Origin of the sequence: Actinomadura rubteroloni (assembly GCF_002911665.1) — a bacterium.
Taxonomy (GTDB): Bacteria; Actinomycetota; Actinomycetes; order Streptosporangiales; family Streptosporangiaceae; genus Spirillospora; species Spirillospora rubteroloni.
On record NZ_MTBP01000002.1, the window covers coordinates 1119311 to 1134540 of the forward strand.

16 protein-coding genes are annotated in these 15230 nt (G+C 75.4%); 2 read left to right on the forward strand and 14 right to left on the reverse strand.

The window, feature by feature from the left end; genetic code table 11:
• Window position 1: 1 nt before the first annotated feature.
• From BTM25_RS16705 to uraD, 8 genes are read right to left on the reverse strand one after another with little or no spacing between them, the layout of a single operon-like run.
• Window positions 2–757, reverse strand: a complete 756-nt coding sequence (locus tag BTM25_RS16705; RefSeq protein ID WP_103563796.1) for a TIM barrel protein — start codon at window positions 755–757, stop codon at window positions 2–4.
• Between the two features lie 13 nt (window positions 758–770).
• A complete protein-coding gene (pucD, locus tag BTM25_RS16710; protein WP_103563797.1) occupies window positions 771–3071 on the reverse strand; it encodes a xanthine dehydrogenase subunit D in 2301 nt (766 codons plus the stop codon).
• Complete coding sequence (locus BTM25_RS16715) at window positions 3072–4421, reverse strand: 8-oxoguanine deaminase (RefSeq protein WP_103563798.1); 1350 nt, start codon at window positions 4419–4421, stop codon at window positions 3072–3074. It lies immediately after the preceding gene.
• Window positions 4418–4891 carry a (2Fe-2S)-binding protein gene (locus BTM25_RS16720; RefSeq protein WP_103563799.1) on the reverse strand — a complete coding sequence of 158 codons (474 nt, stop codon included), beginning with the start codon at window positions 4889–4891 and terminating at the stop codon, window positions 4418–4420. The genes BTM25_RS16715 and BTM25_RS16720 overlap by 4 nt, the downstream gene beginning before the upstream one ends.
• 1 nt (window position 4892) lies before the next feature.
• Entirely contained in the window at window positions 4893–5768 is an 876-nt protein-coding gene (locus BTM25_RS16725) for an FAD binding domain-containing protein (protein ID WP_103563800.1), read from the reverse strand.
• A gap of 15 nt (window positions 5769–5783) precedes the next feature.
• On the reverse strand, window positions 5784–6668 hold the full coding sequence (gene pucL / locus BTM25_RS16730) for a factor-independent urate hydroxylase (protein ID WP_103563801.1): 885 nt from the start codon (window positions 6666–6668) through the stop codon (window positions 5784–5786).
• 2 nt (window positions 6669–6670) lie between these two features.
• Window positions 6671–6973 (reverse strand): hydroxyisourate hydrolase, encoded by a 303-nt coding sequence (uraH, locus tag BTM25_RS16735; RefSeq protein WP_103563802.1) that lies wholly within the window; start codon window positions 6971–6973, stop codon window positions 6671–6673.
• The gene (gene uraD, locus BTM25_RS16740) at window positions 6970–7467 is read right to left on the reverse strand and encodes a 2-oxo-4-hydroxy-4-carboxy-5-ureidoimidazoline decarboxylase (protein ID WP_235828537.1); all 498 of its coding nucleotides are present in this window, start codon (window positions 7465–7467) and stop codon (window positions 6970–6972) included. Before uraD ends, uraH begins: the two co-directional genes overlap by 4 nt.
• Window positions 7468–7609: 142 nt before the next feature.
• Between uraD and BTM25_RS16745 the strand changes: the two genes are divergently transcribed.
• Entirely contained in the window at window positions 7610–7864 is a 255-nt protein-coding gene (locus BTM25_RS16745; RefSeq protein ID WP_103563804.1) for a hypothetical protein, read from the forward strand.
• 1 nt (window position 7865) lies between these two features.
• Here the strand turns inward: BTM25_RS16745 and BTM25_RS16750 are convergent, their stop codons facing one another.
• From BTM25_RS16750 to BTM25_RS16770, 5 genes are read right to left on the reverse strand one after another with little or no spacing between them, the layout of a single operon-like run.
• Window positions 7866–8798, reverse strand: a complete 933-nt coding sequence (locus tag BTM25_RS16750) for an NAD-dependent epimerase/dehydratase family protein (protein ID WP_103563805.1) — start codon at window positions 8796–8798, stop codon at window positions 7866–7868.
• Window positions 8795–10282, reverse strand: coding sequence for a class I adenylate-forming enzyme family protein (locus BTM25_RS16755; protein WP_103563806.1), 1488 nt, complete (start codon window positions 10280–10282; stop codon window positions 8795–8797). Before BTM25_RS16755 ends, BTM25_RS16750 begins: the two co-directional genes overlap by 4 nt.
• Window positions 10279–11427 (reverse strand): cytochrome P450, encoded by a 1149-nt coding sequence (locus BTM25_RS16760; protein WP_103563807.1) that lies wholly within the window; start codon window positions 11425–11427, stop codon window positions 10279–10281. Before BTM25_RS16760 ends, BTM25_RS16755 begins: the two co-directional genes overlap by 4 nt.
• Window positions 11424–12176, reverse strand: a complete 753-nt coding sequence (locus tag BTM25_RS16765) for a glycosyltransferase (RefSeq protein ID WP_103563808.1) — start codon at window positions 12174–12176, stop codon at window positions 11424–11426. The genes BTM25_RS16760 and BTM25_RS16765 overlap by 4 nt, the downstream gene beginning before the upstream one ends.
• A complete protein-coding gene (locus BTM25_RS16770; RefSeq protein WP_103563809.1) occupies window positions 12176–13177 on the reverse strand; it encodes a 3-oxoacyl-ACP synthase III family protein in 1002 nt (333 codons plus the stop codon). The genes BTM25_RS16765 and BTM25_RS16770 overlap by 1 nt, the downstream gene beginning before the upstream one ends.
• 795 nt (window positions 13178–13972) lie before the next feature.
• Here BTM25_RS16770 and BTM25_RS16775 point away from each other — a divergent pair.
• A complete protein-coding gene (locus BTM25_RS16775) occupies window positions 13973–14479 on the forward strand; it encodes a hypothetical protein (RefSeq protein WP_103563810.1) in 507 nt (168 codons plus the stop codon).
• A 7-nt stretch (window positions 14480–14486) separates the two neighbouring features.
• On the opposite strand, the gene BTM25_RS16780 is transcribed toward BTM25_RS16775, so the two are convergent.
• On the reverse strand, window positions 14487–15215 hold the full coding sequence (locus BTM25_RS16780) for a hypothetical protein (RefSeq protein ID WP_103563811.1): 729 nt from the start codon (window positions 15213–15215) through the stop codon (window positions 14487–14489).
• Window positions 15216–15230 lie beyond the last annotated feature (15 nt).

Sequence of the window (15230 nt, forward strand, 5' to 3'; positions counted from 1 at the left end):
GTCACCAGCCCGCCAGCCAGCCGAAGTCGTCGGGGCCGACGTACTCAAGCGAGATCCAGCCGTCGTAGCCGACGTCGTCCAGCGCGGCCAGGACGCCCGGGAAGTCGACCGTGCCCGTGCCCGGACGCCCCCGGCCCGGCGCGTCCGCTACCTGCACGTGCCCGAGCGTCGGCTCGGCCGCCGCCTTCACCGGGTCGTCGCCGTTGCTCGCGAGGTGGAAGGTGTCCAGCAGGAACGCGGCGTCGGCGCCCGCGTCCCGCGCCCGCTCCACGACGGCGACCGCGTCGGCGGCCGTGGCCAGCGCGTACCCGCCGTTGAACGCGCGCGCCAGCGGCTCGATCAGCACGGTCCCCGGCAGCACGTCCGCCATGTGGACGAGGTTGGCGGTGGCCGTCGCCGCGTCGGCGTCCGCCTGCCCGTAGAGAGTGTTGAAGCGGCGCACGCCCGTCCGCTCGGCGATCCCCGCGAGGACGGGCAGGCTGGACCGGAACTCGGCGACCCGGCCGGGATGGGCGAGCACGCCGCGCTCCCCGGCGGGCATGTCGCCCGCGTAGGCGTTGAGCGCGACCAGCTCGACCCCGGCGCCGGTGACGGCCGCGCAGAACGCGTCCACCTCGGCGGCGCCGGGCACGGGCACGCCCGGCCACGGCCACCAGAACTCGACGGCACGGAACCCGGCCGCAGCGGCGGCGGCCGGGCGGTCCAGCGGCGGCAACTCCGTGAACAGGATCGAGCAGTTGACCGCGAAGCGTCTCATGGCGGGCCTCCCGTCAGCCCACGAGGTGTTCCGGCCGGACGGGCACCCGCGTGAGCGCCTTGCCGGTCGCGTCGCGGAGGGCGGCGACGATCGCGGGCGTGGACGACAGCGTCGGCGGTTCGCCCGCGCCGCGCAAGCCGTAGGGGGCGTGCGGGTCCGGGTGCTCCAGGATGTCCAGGCGCATCGGCGGCATGTCGAGGATGGTCGGGATGAGGTAGTCGGTGAACGACGGGTTCCGGATCGCGCCGCCGGCCACGACGATCTCCTCCATCACCGCGAGCCCGAGGCCCTGCGCGGTGCCACCGTGGATCTGGCCCTCCAGCGACTGCCGGTTCATGATCCGTCCGACGTCCTGGACGGCGGCCAGCTCGACCACCTTCACCAGGCCGAGTTCGACGTCCACGTCCACGACCGCGCGGTGGACGCACAGCGCGAGCTGGGTGTGGCTGGAGCCCTGGCCGGTCACCGGGTCGAGCGGCGTCGTCGGCCGGTGGTGGAACTCGCGGGTCTCCTCGATCGGGTCGGCGCCGAGGATCTCCGCGACCGTCGCGACCTCCCCCGCCGCCCGCGACACGATCACGCCGTGCCGCACCGACAAATCACTGCGGCCCGTCCGGCGCGTCGCCCGCGCGAGCAGTTCCGCGCGCACCGCCTCGCACGCCGCCTTCACCGCGCCGCCCGTCATGTACGACTGCCGGGACGCACTGGACGACCCCGCGTTGCCCACCGCGTTGTCGGCCGGGGCGATCGTCACCCGGTCCACGCCGAGTTCGGTCCGCGCGATCTGCGCCTTGAGCGTGACGAGCCCCTGCCCGACCTCGGCGGCGGCGGTGTGGACGAGCACGGTCGGCTCCCCGCCGATCGCCTCCAGCCGGACGCGCGCCGTGGACAGGTCGTCGAACCCCTCGGAGAAGCAGATGTTCTTGATCCCGACGCCGTAGCCGATCCCCCGCACGACGCCCTCGCCGTGCGTGGTCTGCGCGACGCCGCCGGGCAGGTTCCGCAGGTCGGACGTGTCGGCGACGGGCGGCAGCGGCATCGCCTCCAGCCGCTCCAGCATCGGCGCGAGCGGGGCCGGGGAGTCGATGATCTGCCCGGTGGCCAGCCGCGACCCCTGCGTGACGGCGTTGCGGTGCCGGATCTGGACGGGCGTGAGCCCGCACGCGGCGGCCAGCCTGTCCATCATCGACTCGTAGGCGAAGCACGCCTGGACGGCCCCGAACCCGCGCATCGCGCCGCACGGCGGGTTGTTGGTGTACGCGCCGTACCCGTCGATGCGGATGTTCGGGAACTCGTACGGCCCGACGCCGAGCGACGCCGCGTTGCCGACCACGTTCATGGACGACGACGTGTACGCGCCGCCGTCCAGGACGATCCGGACGTCCGCGTACAGCAGCCGTCCCTCCTTCGTTGCGCCGTACTCGTACCGCATCCACGCCGGGTGCCGGTGGACGTGCCCGAAGAACGACTCCCGCCGGTTGTAGGACATCTTCACCGGGCGTCCGGTGCGCAGCGCGAGCATCCCGGCGTGGATCTGCATCGACAGGTCCTCGCGTCCGCCGAACGCGCCGCCGACCCCGGCCATCGTCATCCGGATCTTCTCGGCGGGCAGGGCGAGGCACGGCGCGACCTGCTCGACGTCCCGGTGGATCCACTGCGTCGAGACGTACAGGTCGAGGCCGCCGTCGTCGGCCGGGACGGCGAGCCCCGCCTCCGGGCCGAGGAACGCCTGGTCCTGGATGCCGACCTCGTACTCGCCGGTGACGACGACGTCGGCCTCGGCGCGGGCGCGGTCCACGTCCCCGACCCGGACGGGCTGGTGCCGCACGATCCCGCCGTTCTCCTGCACCCGGTACCGCTCGGGGTCGGCGACGACGGCGCGGGCGTCGGTGACCGGTTCGAGCACGTCGTAGTCCACGACGATGCGGTCCAGCGCGCGGCGGGCGATCTCGGGATGGTCGGCGGCGACGAGCGCGACCGGCTCGCCCTGGTAGCGGACCTCGTCCACCGCGAGGACCGGCTGATCGGGCAGGTCGAGGCCGAACACCTTGGCGCCGGGCACGTCCTCGTGCGTCAGGACGGCGTGGACCCCGGGCGTCGCCAGCGCCGCCCCGACGTCCACCGACCGGATCCGGGCGCGCGGGTGCGGGCTGCGCAGCGTCGCGCCCCACAGCATCCCGCTCATCCACAGGTCGGAGGCGTAGGCGAACTCGCCGGTGACCTTGAGCGTGCCGTCCGGACGCGGCGGGCTGTCGCCGACGCGGCCCCGGCCGGGCGCCTCGACCCGGCCCGGCGCCTTCACGGGCGCGGCCATCTACAGCACCTCCCGCGCGAGCGCCATGAGGCGGCGGTGGGCGGCGGCGCCGCGCCGTCCGGCCTCATCCTGCGCGACGGTGACCAGCTCGTCGCCCCGTACGACCGTCGCGCCGCCGACCAGCAGCCGTTCCAGCGGCGGCGTCGCCCCGTAGGCGAACGCGAGGACGGGATCGTCGGCGGCGGCGTGGAACCCGTCCACCCGCCACAGCGCGACGTCGGCGAGCTTGCCGGGCTCCAGGGAGCCGATCTCGTCGGCGCGGCCGAGGCAGCGGGCGCCGCCGAGCGTGGCGATCTCCAGCGCCTGCCGGGCGGTGAGCGCTCGCGGCCCGTAGCGGGCGCGCTGCATGTAGAGCGCCTGGCGGATCTCGCCCGCGAGCGGGACGAACTCCGCCGACGCCGCCCCGTCCACGCCGAGCCCGACCGGGGCGCCCGCCGCGAGCAGGTGGGACACGCGGGCGATGCCGGAGCCGAGCCTCGCGTTGGAGCTGGGGCAGTGCGCGGTGCCGGTGCCGGTGTCGGCGAGCCGCTTCACGTCGTCGTCGTGCAGGTGGACGCAGTGCGCCAGCCACACGTCCTCGCCGAGCCAGCCCAGCGTCTCCATGTACTCGACGGGGGTCTGCCCGAACTCGCGGCGCGTGAAGTCCTCCTCGTCCAGCGTCTCGGCGAGGTGGGTGTGCAGCCGGACGCCCTTGTCCCGCGCCAGCGTCGCCGACTGGACGAGCAGGTCCCGCGTGACCGAGAACGGCGAGCACGGCGCGACCGCGACCCGCAGCATCGACCCCGGCGACGCGTCGTGGTGCGCGTCGATCGCGGCGGCCGTCGCGGCGAGGATCGTGTCGAGGTCCTCCACGATCTCGTCCGGCGGGAGGCCGCCGCGCGACGCGCCGAGGTCCATCGACCCCCGGCACGGGTGGAACCGGACGCCGACCTCCCGCGCCGCGTCGATCTCGGCGGCGAACAGGTCCCCGCGCCCCTTCGGGAAGATGTAATGGTGGTCGGTCGTGGTCGTGCAGCCGGACTTGGCCAGCCACGCCAGCCCGGCCGTCGCGGCGCCCGCGACGACCTCGGCGTCCATCTTCGACCACGGCCGGTACAGGGTCTTCAGCCACTCGAACAGCGTCGCGTCGGGCGCGAAGCCCTGGCTGGCCCACTGGTACAGGTGGTGGTGGGTGTTGACGAGGCCGGGCGTCGCGAGGCAGCCGGTGCCGTCGATCCGCTCCCCGCCGACGGCCGGCGCCGGGCCGGGGCCGACGGCCGTGATCCGGTCGCCCTCCACGACGATGTGGCCGCCCGGGTGCTCCGCGCCGGACACCGTGACGACGTGCGCGTTCTCGATGACGACGGTCATGCGTCCCCCCGCCGGCGCGCGGCGGCGAGGCGCACCGCGTCGAGGATCTTCTCGTAGCCCGTGCAGCGGCACAGGTTGCCCGCCAGCGCCTCGCGGATCTCGGCGTCGTCCGGCGCGGGGACGCGCGCGATGAGGTCGTGCGTCTGGACGACCAGGCCCGGCGTGCAGAACCCGCACTGCACGGCGCCCGCGTCCACGAACGCCCGCTGGACGGGGTCCAGGCCGCCGGCGCCCGCCAGGCCCTCGACCGTCCGGACGGCGCGGCCCTCGGCCTGCCCCGCCGCGACCAGGCACGAGCAGACCGGCAGGCCGTCCAGATAGACCGTGCAGGACCCGCATTCGCCCTGCTCGCAGGCGTTCTTCGAGCCCGGCAGCCCCATCCGCTCGCGGAGCAGGTAGAGCAGGCTCTCGCCCTCCCAGACGTCGTCCACGGTCGCGGCGGACCCGTTCACGGTGACGTTCACGCGCATGTCAGGACGCCTCCCTTCGCGTCTGGCCGATGTGTTCGCTCCACGCCCAGCCCAGCGTCCGGCGGGCCAGCACGCCGAGCGCGTGCGTGCGGTACGCGGCGGTGCCGCGCACGTCGTCGATCGGGGACGCCGCGCCCGCGACGAGTGCGCCGAACTTGCGGGCGACGACGTCGTCCAGCGGGCCGCCGCCGTCCCAGTCCAGGTGAGCGGCGAGGAAGTCCTCGGCCTCGCGCGCCCGCAGCGGCGTCGGCCCGGCCGATCCGATCCCGGTGCCCGCGCGCCGCCGCGCCGGGTCGAGGGCGACCGCGAACGAGCACACGGCGATCACCATCGCGTTCCGCGTGCCGATCTTGGCGAAGTACTGCGGGCCGGGCGCGGCCGGGACGCGGACCGCGCGGATCAGCTCGTCCGGCTCCAGCGCGCTGCGCTTCGGCCCGGTGTAGAACTCGCCGGCCGGGATCTCCCGGACGCCGCGCGCGGCGGACTCGGCCTCGACCGTCGCGCCGGACGCCAGCAGCGGCGGATGGCTGTCGCCCGCCGGGGACGCCGCGCCGAGGTTGCCGCCGACCGTGCCCCGGTTGCGGATCTGCGGGGAGCCGACCGTCCGCGCCGCCTGGGCCAGGCCCGGCAGCCGTCCGCCCAGCTCGGCGATGATCCGCGCGTACGGGACGCCCGCGCCGATCCGGACCGCGTCGCCGTCGGCGTCCCAGCGGCGCAGTTCGGCGACGCGGGTCAGGTCCAGCAGCGCGGCCGGGCGCCGGACGTCGAAGTTCAGCTCGACCATGACGTCGGTGCCGCCTTGGAGCGGCAGCGCGCCGGGGTGGGCGGCGCGGGCGGCGAGCGCGTCGTCCCAGGTCGTGGGCCGCAGGAATTCCATACCGTCCAGCTTTCCTCAGTTCCAGGCGAACGACGCGTCCGGCGCGTCGCCGGTCAGGACGGTTCCCTCGATCAGCCCGTACGGACGGTCGGCCGCGAGGAACACCTCGTTCGGGTTGTCGAGGCCGAACGGGCTGAGATCGACGTCGAAGTGGTGCTTGTTGGGCATCGCCATCCGCACCTCGCACAGTTCCGGACGCTCCGTCAGCGCCTTGCGCCCCATCGCGTACAGCGTCTGCTGGAGGGACAGGCTGTACGTCCCGGCGAACGCCTCCAGCAGGCAGCGCCGCGTCTCGCGGAACGACTCGGCGTAGTCGGCGGTGGCGGTGTCGCGGTGCCGCCAGCGCGCGGTGACCTCGGTCGCGAGGACGCGGTCGCGGGTGGGCGGCAGCGTCGTGTACTCGTCCTCGATGTAGCCGTGGAACTCGCTGGCCGTGGAGTTGAGGACGACCAGGTTCTTCAGCCCCGACACGACCGTCTCGGCCGCGCCGGTCCCCTCGCTGTGGACGAGCGCGGTGCGGATCTCCGTCCCGGCCCGGACGAACGAGTGCCGTTCCTCGCTGCCCGGCACGACCACCCGCTCCCACGCGTACTCCTCGATCTCCACGCGGGCGTGGTGGATCGTGGGCTGGGAGTCCGCGAAATGGCGGGCGAGCAGGAACGCGAAGTCCTCGATCTCCCCGATGCCGTGCTTGCGGGCGAACGCGAACACGGTGTTCTTCTGGCTGTCGGTGGGCAGGACGGGCGCGTTGTCGCCGGACAGGAACACCTCGTCCAGGTCCCCCGCGAGCGCCACGCTCACGTTGAGGTCCTTGAGGGAGTGGACGGGGCCGTCGCGGTCCACGCGGACGACCCGCGTCTCCGCCTTCCCGTAGCGGTTCGGACCGAGAACGATGGACATTCCTAGCTCCCTCGGTAGGTCGAGTAGGCGAACGGGCTCAGCAGCAGCGGGACGTGATGGTGCCCTTCCTCGGCGACGACGAACGCGACCGCGACCTCCGGGTAGAACGCCGAGTGCGCCGAGGTGTCGAAGGTCAGCCGGTGGACGCCGGGATGGACGGGGCCGAAGTCGCGGACCCGTCCGTCGTCGTCGGTGACGGCCGTCGCGAGGACCGTCCAGCCGTCGTCGCGGCGCTCCAGCGTCACCGCGACCCCGGCGGCGGGGCGTCCGGCCGCCGCGTCGAGGACGTGCGTGGACAGCGTCATCGGTCCCCTCCGGTGAGCCGGTCGAGCCGCAGCGCGGTGATCTTGGCGAGTTCGGCGCGGACGACGGCGCGCTCGGCGCCGGGGTCGTTGCCGAGCCGGACGCGCAGCGCCGCGAGCAGCGCGCCCGGCCCGAGCCCGGTGGCGCAGACCAGGTAGACGTGGCCGAACCTCGCCTCGTAGGCGCGGTTGCCCTCGGCGAGGGCGCGGCGCAGGTCGGCGTCGGCGTCGTCCATCCCGGACTGCTCGGCGCGCGACCAGGCGGCCTCGCGGCCGGGCCCGGCGGCGCGGTCGCCGATGCGGGGGTGAGCGGCGAGGGCGTCCGCGATGTCGTCCCAGTCGAGCCGGGCCAGCGTCGCGGCGGCGACGCGGTGCAGGTCGGCGCCGTCGCGGTAGGGGCGCCGCGCGGTCACCTCGGCCGCGAACACCGGGGACGCGCAGCAGGCGAGCAGCGCGGCGTGGGCGGCGTCGCCCGGCAGCGCGTTGAACGCGTCCACGGTCAAGGGGCCTCCTCCTCCCGGTCTCCTTGCAGTAGATCGCCGCGCGGGCGGCCGGGTCGAGGGACGAACTTCCGAACCCGCGTCCGCCGCGCCGCCGCCCTTCGTGCGTTGCTCCAAGCGTGCGGGGTAAGGGCCGTCCATGCCGCACGAGACGCCGCACCACAAATGCCGCCACGCCCACGTCCAGGGCGAGAGCGACGGCCTGATCGAGACGCAGGGCATCAACGCCGGCCCGCCGATCGACGCCCCGCCGCCGCCCGCCGCCGCGCCCGAGCCCGCCGAGGAGCCGCCCGAGCACCCGGCGACGGCGGGCGACCTCTACGACGAGCGCGTCGGCCTGCCGGGGCAGAAACCCGGCTATCCGGGCCAGCAGAACTCGATCGAGACGAGCTGACTCACCAGCGCGCGGCGCCCGCGAACGACGTCGGGGCCGGGCGCAGGCCGAGGACGGTCCGGGCCGCCGTGAGGTCCAGCGTCCGCTCGACGGCCAGGTGCGCGAGCGCGTACCGGGTCAGGCGCGGCGGTTCGCTGCGCCCGGCGAGCAGGTACGCGCCCTCGGCCGCCGCCGCGAGCGGGCGCAGCGCGGCGTGCGGCAGGTAGACCGGACGGGCGCGGACGCCCCGCTCGGCGAGGATCGCGCGCAGGGCGTCGTCCAGCGCGACCGGCTCGGCGTCGGCGACGTTGAACACGCCGCGCACCGCCGGGCCGGTCGCGGCCAGCACGCAGGCGGCGGTGAGGGTGGCGATCGAGGTGAGGCTGACGCGCTGGCGGCCCGTCCCGACGGCGGGCAGCACCGGGCCGCGCACGGCCGCCAGCACGCGCGGCAGCAGCGTCGTGTCGCCGGGGCCGTAGACCGCGTGCGGACGCAGGACGACCGCGTCCGGCCGCGCGGCGAGGACCGCCCGCTCGGCGGCGGCCTTGGACGCGCCGTACGCGTCGGGGTACCGCGCGACGGGCGCTTCGTACTCCTTCGCCCGGACGGTCGGCCGGCGCGGGTCGTACACGCTGGCCGTGCTCACGTGGACGAACCGGGCCGCCGGGAACGCCGCGAGCACCCGGCGCGTCCCGAGCAGGTTGGCGGCGAACAGCCCGGCCGCGCTCCCCCAGTCCGTGACGCTCCCCGCGCAGTGGACGACGGCGTCGACGTCCGGCGCGTCCGGCGGCGGCCCGGCCGTCATGTCCCACGACCGGTACGGCGCGCCGCCCAGATGCCCGGCGGGGACGCGGGCGCGGCGCCCGAACGCGAGCACCGCGACGCCGTGTTCGGCCAGCGCCCGGCACACCGCCCCGCCGACGAACCCGGACGCGCCCGTCACCGCGACCCTCATCGGACCAGCTCCCGGAGCGCGGCCCGGTCCAGCTTGCGGGACCGTCCGGTGCGCGGCAGCGCGGGCAGCACGACGATCTCGTCGGGCAGCGCGGCGTGGTCCAGGACGCCCGGGAGGCGGCGGCGCAGCGCGGCGGGCGTCGCCGTCCCGGTGATCGCGAGGACGACCCGCTCGTCGCCCGTCGCGGGGTCGGGGACGCCCGTGATCGCCGCCTCGTCCACGCCGGGCAGCGCCGCGACCGCCGGTTCGTACAGGCCGGGGTAGAGGTTGAACTTGCCGCGGATCAGCATGTCCTTCTTGCGGCCGGTGAGGACGAGCCGTCCCCCGTCCAGCCGGGCGAGGTCGCCGGTCGCGAGCCGGTCCAGCGGCGGGTCGCCGAGGTAGCCCCGGCACAGGTTCGGGCCGGACAGCAGCAGTTCCCCGTCGGGCGCGAGCGTCGCGTCCGCGAGCGGCGTGCCGACCAGGTCGCCGTCCGCGCCGGACGCCGTGTGCGCCAGTTTCTCGGCGGCCGTCGCGAGCGCCACCGGCAGGATCTCCGTCATCGCGTACACCGACAGCACCTCGGCGGCGGGCGCGGCGGCGACGGCGCGGCGCAGGATCGCGGCCGGGGCGGGCGCCGCGCCCAGCAGGACGTACCGGAGCGAGTCCGGCAGCCGGGGCGCGACGTCCAGGATCTCCGCGAGATGGACCGGCACGCAGAACGTGTGCGTCGCGCCGCGCGCGGCCAGGTCCCGCGCGAACCGCTCCGGGGACCCGCCGAGCGGCGGCAGCGACCAGCGCGCCCCCGCGATCAGCGCGGGCAGGCCCAGCATGAGCTGGTCGGTGTGGACGACGTCGCCCGGCCCGAGCGGCAGCCGCGCCCGGAACAGGTCGAGCGCGGCGGCCAGCGAGCCCTGCGTGTGGACGACCGCGCGCGGGTGCTCGGTCGTGCCCGACGTGAAGATCACGGCGGCGGGGGCGTCCGGATCGCCGTCCGCTCCGGGCTCGGGCGACGGCCCGCGCTCCAGCGCCGCGAGCGACAGCGCACCGCGCGGCACGCCCGGCAACCATCGTCCGGCCCGGACGTGATGCGGAATCCCGAGGTCGGCGAGGTTCGGCAGCAGCAGCCCGCGCCGCCGCGCCCACGCACGGACGGGCGCCAGCCGCGTCCCGGCGTACAGCAGCGACTCGGCCGCCGACCAGCGCGGACGCGCCAGCCGCAGCCGCGCCGCGAACATCTCGGGCCCGGCCCCCGGGTCGGCGAACACGACCACGCCGCCCGCCGCGACGACGCCGAGCGCCAGCACCAGAGACTCCGGCGACGGCCGCACCGAGAACAGCATCCGGTCGCCGTCGCGCAGCCCCGCCGCGAGCAGCCCGTGCCGGACGGCGAGCACCCGCCGCCGCAGCTCCCCGAAACTCAGCGGCGCCCCGTCCGCCGCGACGAGCGCCACGGCGTCCGGCGTCGCAGCGGCCTGATCGAGCAACCGACGAACCAGCGTCACGACGCCTCCCGAGCGGGCTGTACGAGCAGGTGGCGGTAGGCGGGGATCAGGACGTTGCGGGCGGCGGTGCGGGCGGTGACAGTGAGGGGCGCGGCGTCCAGCAGCGTTCCGGCGACGGCTCGGATCTCGGCCTGCGCGAGCGGGTAGCCGAGGCAGAAGTGCGGCCCGGCGCCGAACCAGAGCCGCCGCAGCTCCGGCGGGTGCGGACGGTCCAGGTCGAACGGGCCGTACGCGCGGCAGCAGTTGTGGGTCGCGATGAGCACGCGGTCGCCGGGCTTGACCGCCACTTTGCCGATCTTCGCCGGACGGGCGACGCTGCGGAGCATCACCGGCGTCGGCGTCGTGACGCGCATCGCCTCGTCGATCGCCGGGTCCAGCAGGTCCCGGTCGCGGGCGACGGCCGCAAGCGTCCCGGTGTCGTGCAGCAGGGCGAACAGGCGCGGCAGCAGCGTCGCGACCGTCTCGGTGCCGGTGAGGAAGAACGCCCCGGCCGCGCCGCGCGCCTCGTCCGCCGAGAGGCCGAGCGCGCGCATGCGGCCCATGACCGTCCGGTCGTCCCCGGCGGCGTAGGACGCGGCGGCGGCGTCGCCGAGCGGGTCCAGGACGGCGCGGGCGCGGGCGACCTGCGCCGGGGACAGCGTCCGGGTGCGGAGCGAGACCATCGCGACGATCCGCTCGCCGTCGGCGAACAGCCGCCGGTGGTCGACGTCCGGCAGCCCGATGACGGTGGCGATCACGGCGCCCGCGACGGTCTTGGCGACGTCCACCAGGTCCACCGCCGCGCCCCGGTCGAGGCGGGCGGCGAGGTCGGCGAGCGGCCCGGCCAGCACGCGCCCGCACAACGCGGCCGTGGACGCGGGCGTGAACAGCCCCGTCAGCCGGGCGCGCAGCGCGCGATGCGCCTCCCCCTCCATGTTGAGCAGGACGGACGGCCCGAGCACCGGCGTCCACAGGTCCCCCGGCGAGCCGGGCCCGTCCTTCCGGAACACGGTTCCGTTCATGAGGACGTCCCGCGCCGCCGCCGCGTCGTTCACCACCACGCCGACGCCGGGCACGCGCACGACCGGCCCGGCCTTGGCCAGCCCGCGCAGGAACGGGTACGCCACCGGATGCGCGGCCAGGTACAGCCGCCGCTCCCAGTTCACCGGACGTCCACGACGTCGGGCCGGTAGCGGTGGTCGGCGTACCAGCCGAGCGTCCGGACGAGCCCGAACGCCCGCAGCCGCCGCACCGACCCGTGCACGACCACGTCGGGCCGCAGCCCGTACGCCGAGGTCAGCCGCCGGACGCGGTTGACGAGCGCCCGGTCCTCGTGGACGTCCTCGATCCGCGTGCGCGGGAACCCGCCCGACAGCTCGTACAGCGCGGCCGTGATCGCCATGTTGCAGCCGGGCATCATCACGTACGGGCCGAGCGCGAGCGGGTCGCGGTTGCCGGGCCGCAGCCGTCCGAACAGCGCGGCGACGCCGATCACGGCGGGCAGCAGCCGCCGCTCCCACAGCCGCAGCGGGAACTCGTCGGTGCGCGGGCGCAGCGGGCCGCTCACCATCTCCAGCCCGTCGTCGAACGCGCGCTTGACCGCCGCGACCCAGTCCGCCGCGGGCAGGCAGTCGGCGTCGGTGCGGGCCAGATGGGTCGCGCCGGAGCGGATCGCGTGCCGCATCCCGGTGTCGGCGGCCGAGCCCGTCCCCTTCTCGGCCTCACCGACGAGCCGCAGGTCCAGCTTCGGGTGCGCGGCGGCGAACGCGCGGACGACGGCGGCCGTCCCGTCCCGGCTGCCGTTGTCCACCACCAGCACGGTGAAGTCCGGGTCGGTCTGCTCGGCGAGCCGCGCCAGCGTCGCGCCGATGGACCGTTCCTCGTCGTAGGCCGGGACGACCGTCCAGAGCCGCATCACAGCTCCGCGAACAGCACGCCGAGGCTGACGCCGCCCGCCAGCCCGAGCAGCGCGACCCGGTCGCCGGGACGGCAGCGGCCCGTCCGCAGCGCGGTCGCGAGCTGGAACGGCAGGCTCGCCGACGCCAGGTTCCCGTGCTCGGGCAGCGTGACGACGAGCTTGCCCGCCGGGATCTCCAGCATCGCCCGCAGCAGTTCCAGGTAGGGCATCGTCACCTGGTGGACGGCCACGATCGCGAAGTCGTCCCAGGTCAGGCCGGTCTTCTCCAGCGCCGTCCGGAAGATCTCCGGCCCGGCGGCGACGAAGACGTCCTTCAGCCGCCGGCCGTCGCCGCTGAAGTAGGTGAACTCGGGGTCGCGCGGATGCATGGACCCGCCGCCCGGGAGCGTTCCGACACGCCACGCGGACGAGACGGCGGCGAAGTCCCGGTAGAAGATCCCGCCGTCGGGGGCGGCCTCCAGCAGCACGGCCGCGCCGCCGTCCGACAGCGTGTAGCCGGCGAAGGCGTCCACGAACGCGGCCCGGTCGGCGACGTTCCACCGGATCGCCCGCGACGGGGACTCGCCCGTGCAGACGAGCGCCCGCTCGGCCTGGCCCGTGCGGATCAGCGCTTCCGCCGTCTGGACGCCGTTGAGGAGGCTGTTGCAGGCGTTCTTGACGTCGAAGACCGGGCAGGACGCGCCGAGTTTGGCCGCGACGATGTGCGCGGTCGCCGGTTCGATGAGGTCCTGCGACGCCGACCCGAAGACGAGCAGGTCCAGCGCGTCCGGGGTGAGCCCGCGGTCGGCGAGGGCCGTGCGGGCGGCGGCGACCGCGAGGTCGGACGCCTGCTCGCCGGGCCCGAGGACGTGCCGGGACCGGATCCCGGTCATCCGCTCCACGATCGTCGGCAGCGGCCGGAACCCGCCGCTCGCCGCCGCGACGCGGGCCTCCACCTCGGCGCTGGTCAGCGTGGCCGCGGGCAGGTGCGCCGCCGCCGCGGTGATGCGGGCTCTCATGCTCGGCCTCTCGGGGTCGGGCTCATGGGTCGTTCTCCTCGTGCTCGGTGCCGCCGTGTTCAATCCGCCGTGTTCGATGCCGCCGGTGACACCCTCGCCGGACCGCGCGTCCGGCGGCAGAGCACCCGGACGCAGGGATGAGTACGCAAAATAACCCGGTTTGTCGTGAGTACGAGAGCTGAGTACCCGGTCCGGGCCGGGTGAAGACCGCCGCCGACGCGCCCGCGCCCCGGCGGCGGCGCCCGGCCCCGGGCCGCGAATACAAGATAAAAGAACACGATATTTACCACCTCCAGAGCGCATGCGCGCTTAATCCGACATGGCGTCGCACGGGCGTCCGGCTTGGACCGTCCCGGTGCGGGACGACCCCAGGTGGCGGGGTCTTGTCGCGTCGGCCCGAAAGCATTTACTGTGTCCACGACTTTTCGGAGAGGAGCGGCGTCATGGGAAAGCACAGCAAGCCGGAGGAATGCGCGGACTGCGGAGGAACGGGAATACGCGCCGAAACGGAAGAGGGCACGCCCGTCGAGGCGCCATGTCCGGTGTGCAATGGTTCGGGGCAGAACTGAACGGGCACGGACCCGCACCTCCCTCCGCTTTTGCGCAACCTGGGGGATTTCCCGGGTCGGCGACCGCTTCGCGACGGTGAGCGATCGGTGACGCGCGGACGGGCCCCGTCCGCGCGTCCGTCCGCCCTTTCCGGGACGCGAATTCCCCGCCCCCCGCGCCCCGCGAAGTTTGCGCCGCCGCCCAGCGGCGAGGGAGAGGGCAGATGCGAAGGGAGGGCACGGAGACATGGCACGACAGAACGACGATCCCGACTTCGTGAACGACGGGATCCTCGACCCCGGCCTCACACTGGACGGCACGCCCGACGACGACCCGCTCGACCAGGGGATCACCGTCCCCGACCGCTGGTCCACCGCCGAGCGCTTCGGCGCGACCGCGGGCGAGCAGCAGAGCGGCGAGACCCTCGACCAGCGGTTCTGGCAGGAGGAACCCGACCCGGCCCTGGACACCGCCGCCCCCGGGGACGACGCGTGGGCGTCGGACACCGAGCAGCCGCCGGGCCGGATCCAGCCCGACGCGTCCGCCGACGGGCAGGTCCTCGCCGACGAGCTGCCCGGCGGGGCGCTCGGCGCCGGGCCCGAGGAGAAGGCGCTGAACTACACCGACGAGGACACCGACCGCGCGGCCGTCCAGGACGATCCGCCGGGCGAGCCGCTGGAGCAGGCCGAGGAGAGCCAGGCCCTGGACATGGCGCGCGACGCCGAGCCCCGGGACCCGCACGTCAGCGACTGACGCCGGCTCAGGCCGCCGCCCGGCACCGCGCCGCGCGGCGGCCGTCCGCCGGGCCGAAGTCGGGACGCAGCCGCGCCCCGGCGCACCGCGCGCCCGTGGCCGTGAACCCCGACCGCTCCAGCCGTAGCGTGACGGCCGGTCCCACGCGCCGGATCGTGATCACGGTGACGCGCCGGACGGCGACGCGCCGCACGGCCCCGGCGTCGTACGGCGGCCGGACGGCGTAGACGTACCGGTGGTCGGCCCGCACCCGCACGACCGACGGCCCGGCCCGCCGCGCGGTGATCGTCCCGCGGACCTTGACGGTCCCGGTGACGGGCACGGCGGTGCCCGCGACGAACGCGGTGATCCACGTCCGGCCGCGTCCGCCGGTCAGTTCCGGCCGCTGCGCGGGTTCCAGCAGCCCGGCGAGCGGCCCGGAGTCGCCCCGGTAGACGGTGCGCGGGTCGAGGCTCGCCGCCGACAGCATCCGCCGGACGTGCCAGTACGCGAGGTCCAGTTCCTCCCGCGTGAACCCGGCCATCGGCCGCGCGCGGGGCGTGACGAGCCCGAACTCGCCGTCGGCGTACCGGGCGGCGGCCGATCCGGCGAACGGCGCGGCCGGGTCGGCGAACCGTCCGGCCTGCGGCGCGTCGCCGCGCGAGACGGGCGGCTCCCACGGCCGGGCGAGCCACATGGCCGCCGAGAGGGCGGCGACGAGCAGCCCGACGATCCCCGCCCGTCCGGCCTGCCGCACCCGTTCCTCCCCTGC

Excerpts from the sequence above, each read along its gene's own strand:
- BTM25_RS16705 (WP_103563796.1), bottom strand. The coding sequence starts at position 757 with ATGAGACGCTTCGCGGTCAACTGCTCGATCCTGTTCACGGAGTTGCCG.
- pucD (WP_103563797.1), bottom strand. The coding sequence starts at position 3,071 with ATGGCCGCGCCCGTGAAGGCGCCGGGCCGGGTCGAGGCGCCCGGCCGG.
- BTM25_RS16715 (WP_103563798.1), bottom strand. The coding sequence starts at position 4,421 with ATGACCGTCGTCATCGAGAACGCGCACGTCGTCACGGTGTCCGGCGCG.
- BTM25_RS16720 (WP_103563799.1), bottom strand. The coding sequence starts at position 4,891 with ATGCGCGTGAACGTCACCGTGAACGGGTCCGCCGCGACCGTGGACGAC.
- BTM25_RS16725 (WP_103563800.1), bottom strand. The coding sequence starts at position 5,768 with ATGGAATTCCTGCGGCCCACGACCTGGGACGACGCGCTCGCCGCCCGC.
- pucL (WP_103563801.1), bottom strand. The coding sequence starts at position 6,668 with ATGTCCATCGTTCTCGGTCCGAACCGCTACGGGAAGGCGGAGACGCGG.
- uraH (WP_103563802.1), bottom strand. The coding sequence starts at position 6,973 with ATGACGCTGTCCACGCACGTCCTCGACGCGGCGGCCGGACGCCCCGCC.
- BTM25_RS16745 (WP_103563804.1), top strand. The coding sequence starts at position 7,610 with ATGCCGCACGAGACGCCGCACCACAAATGCCGCCACGCCCACGTCCAG.
- BTM25_RS16750 (WP_103563805.1), bottom strand. The coding sequence starts at position 8,798 with ATGAGGGTCGCGGTGACGGGCGCGTCCGGGTTCGTCGGCGGGGCGGTG.
- BTM25_RS16765 (WP_103563808.1), bottom strand. The coding sequence starts at position 12,176 with ATGCGGCTCTGGACGGTCGTCCCGGCCTACGACGAGGAACGGTCCATC.
- BTM25_RS16770 (WP_103563809.1), bottom strand. The coding sequence starts at position 13,177 with ATGAGAGCCCGCATCACCGCGGCGGCGGCGCACCTGCCCGCGGCCACG.
- BTM25_RS16775 (WP_103563810.1), top strand. The coding sequence starts at position 13,973 with ATGGCACGACAGAACGACGATCCCGACTTCGTGAACGACGGGATCCTC.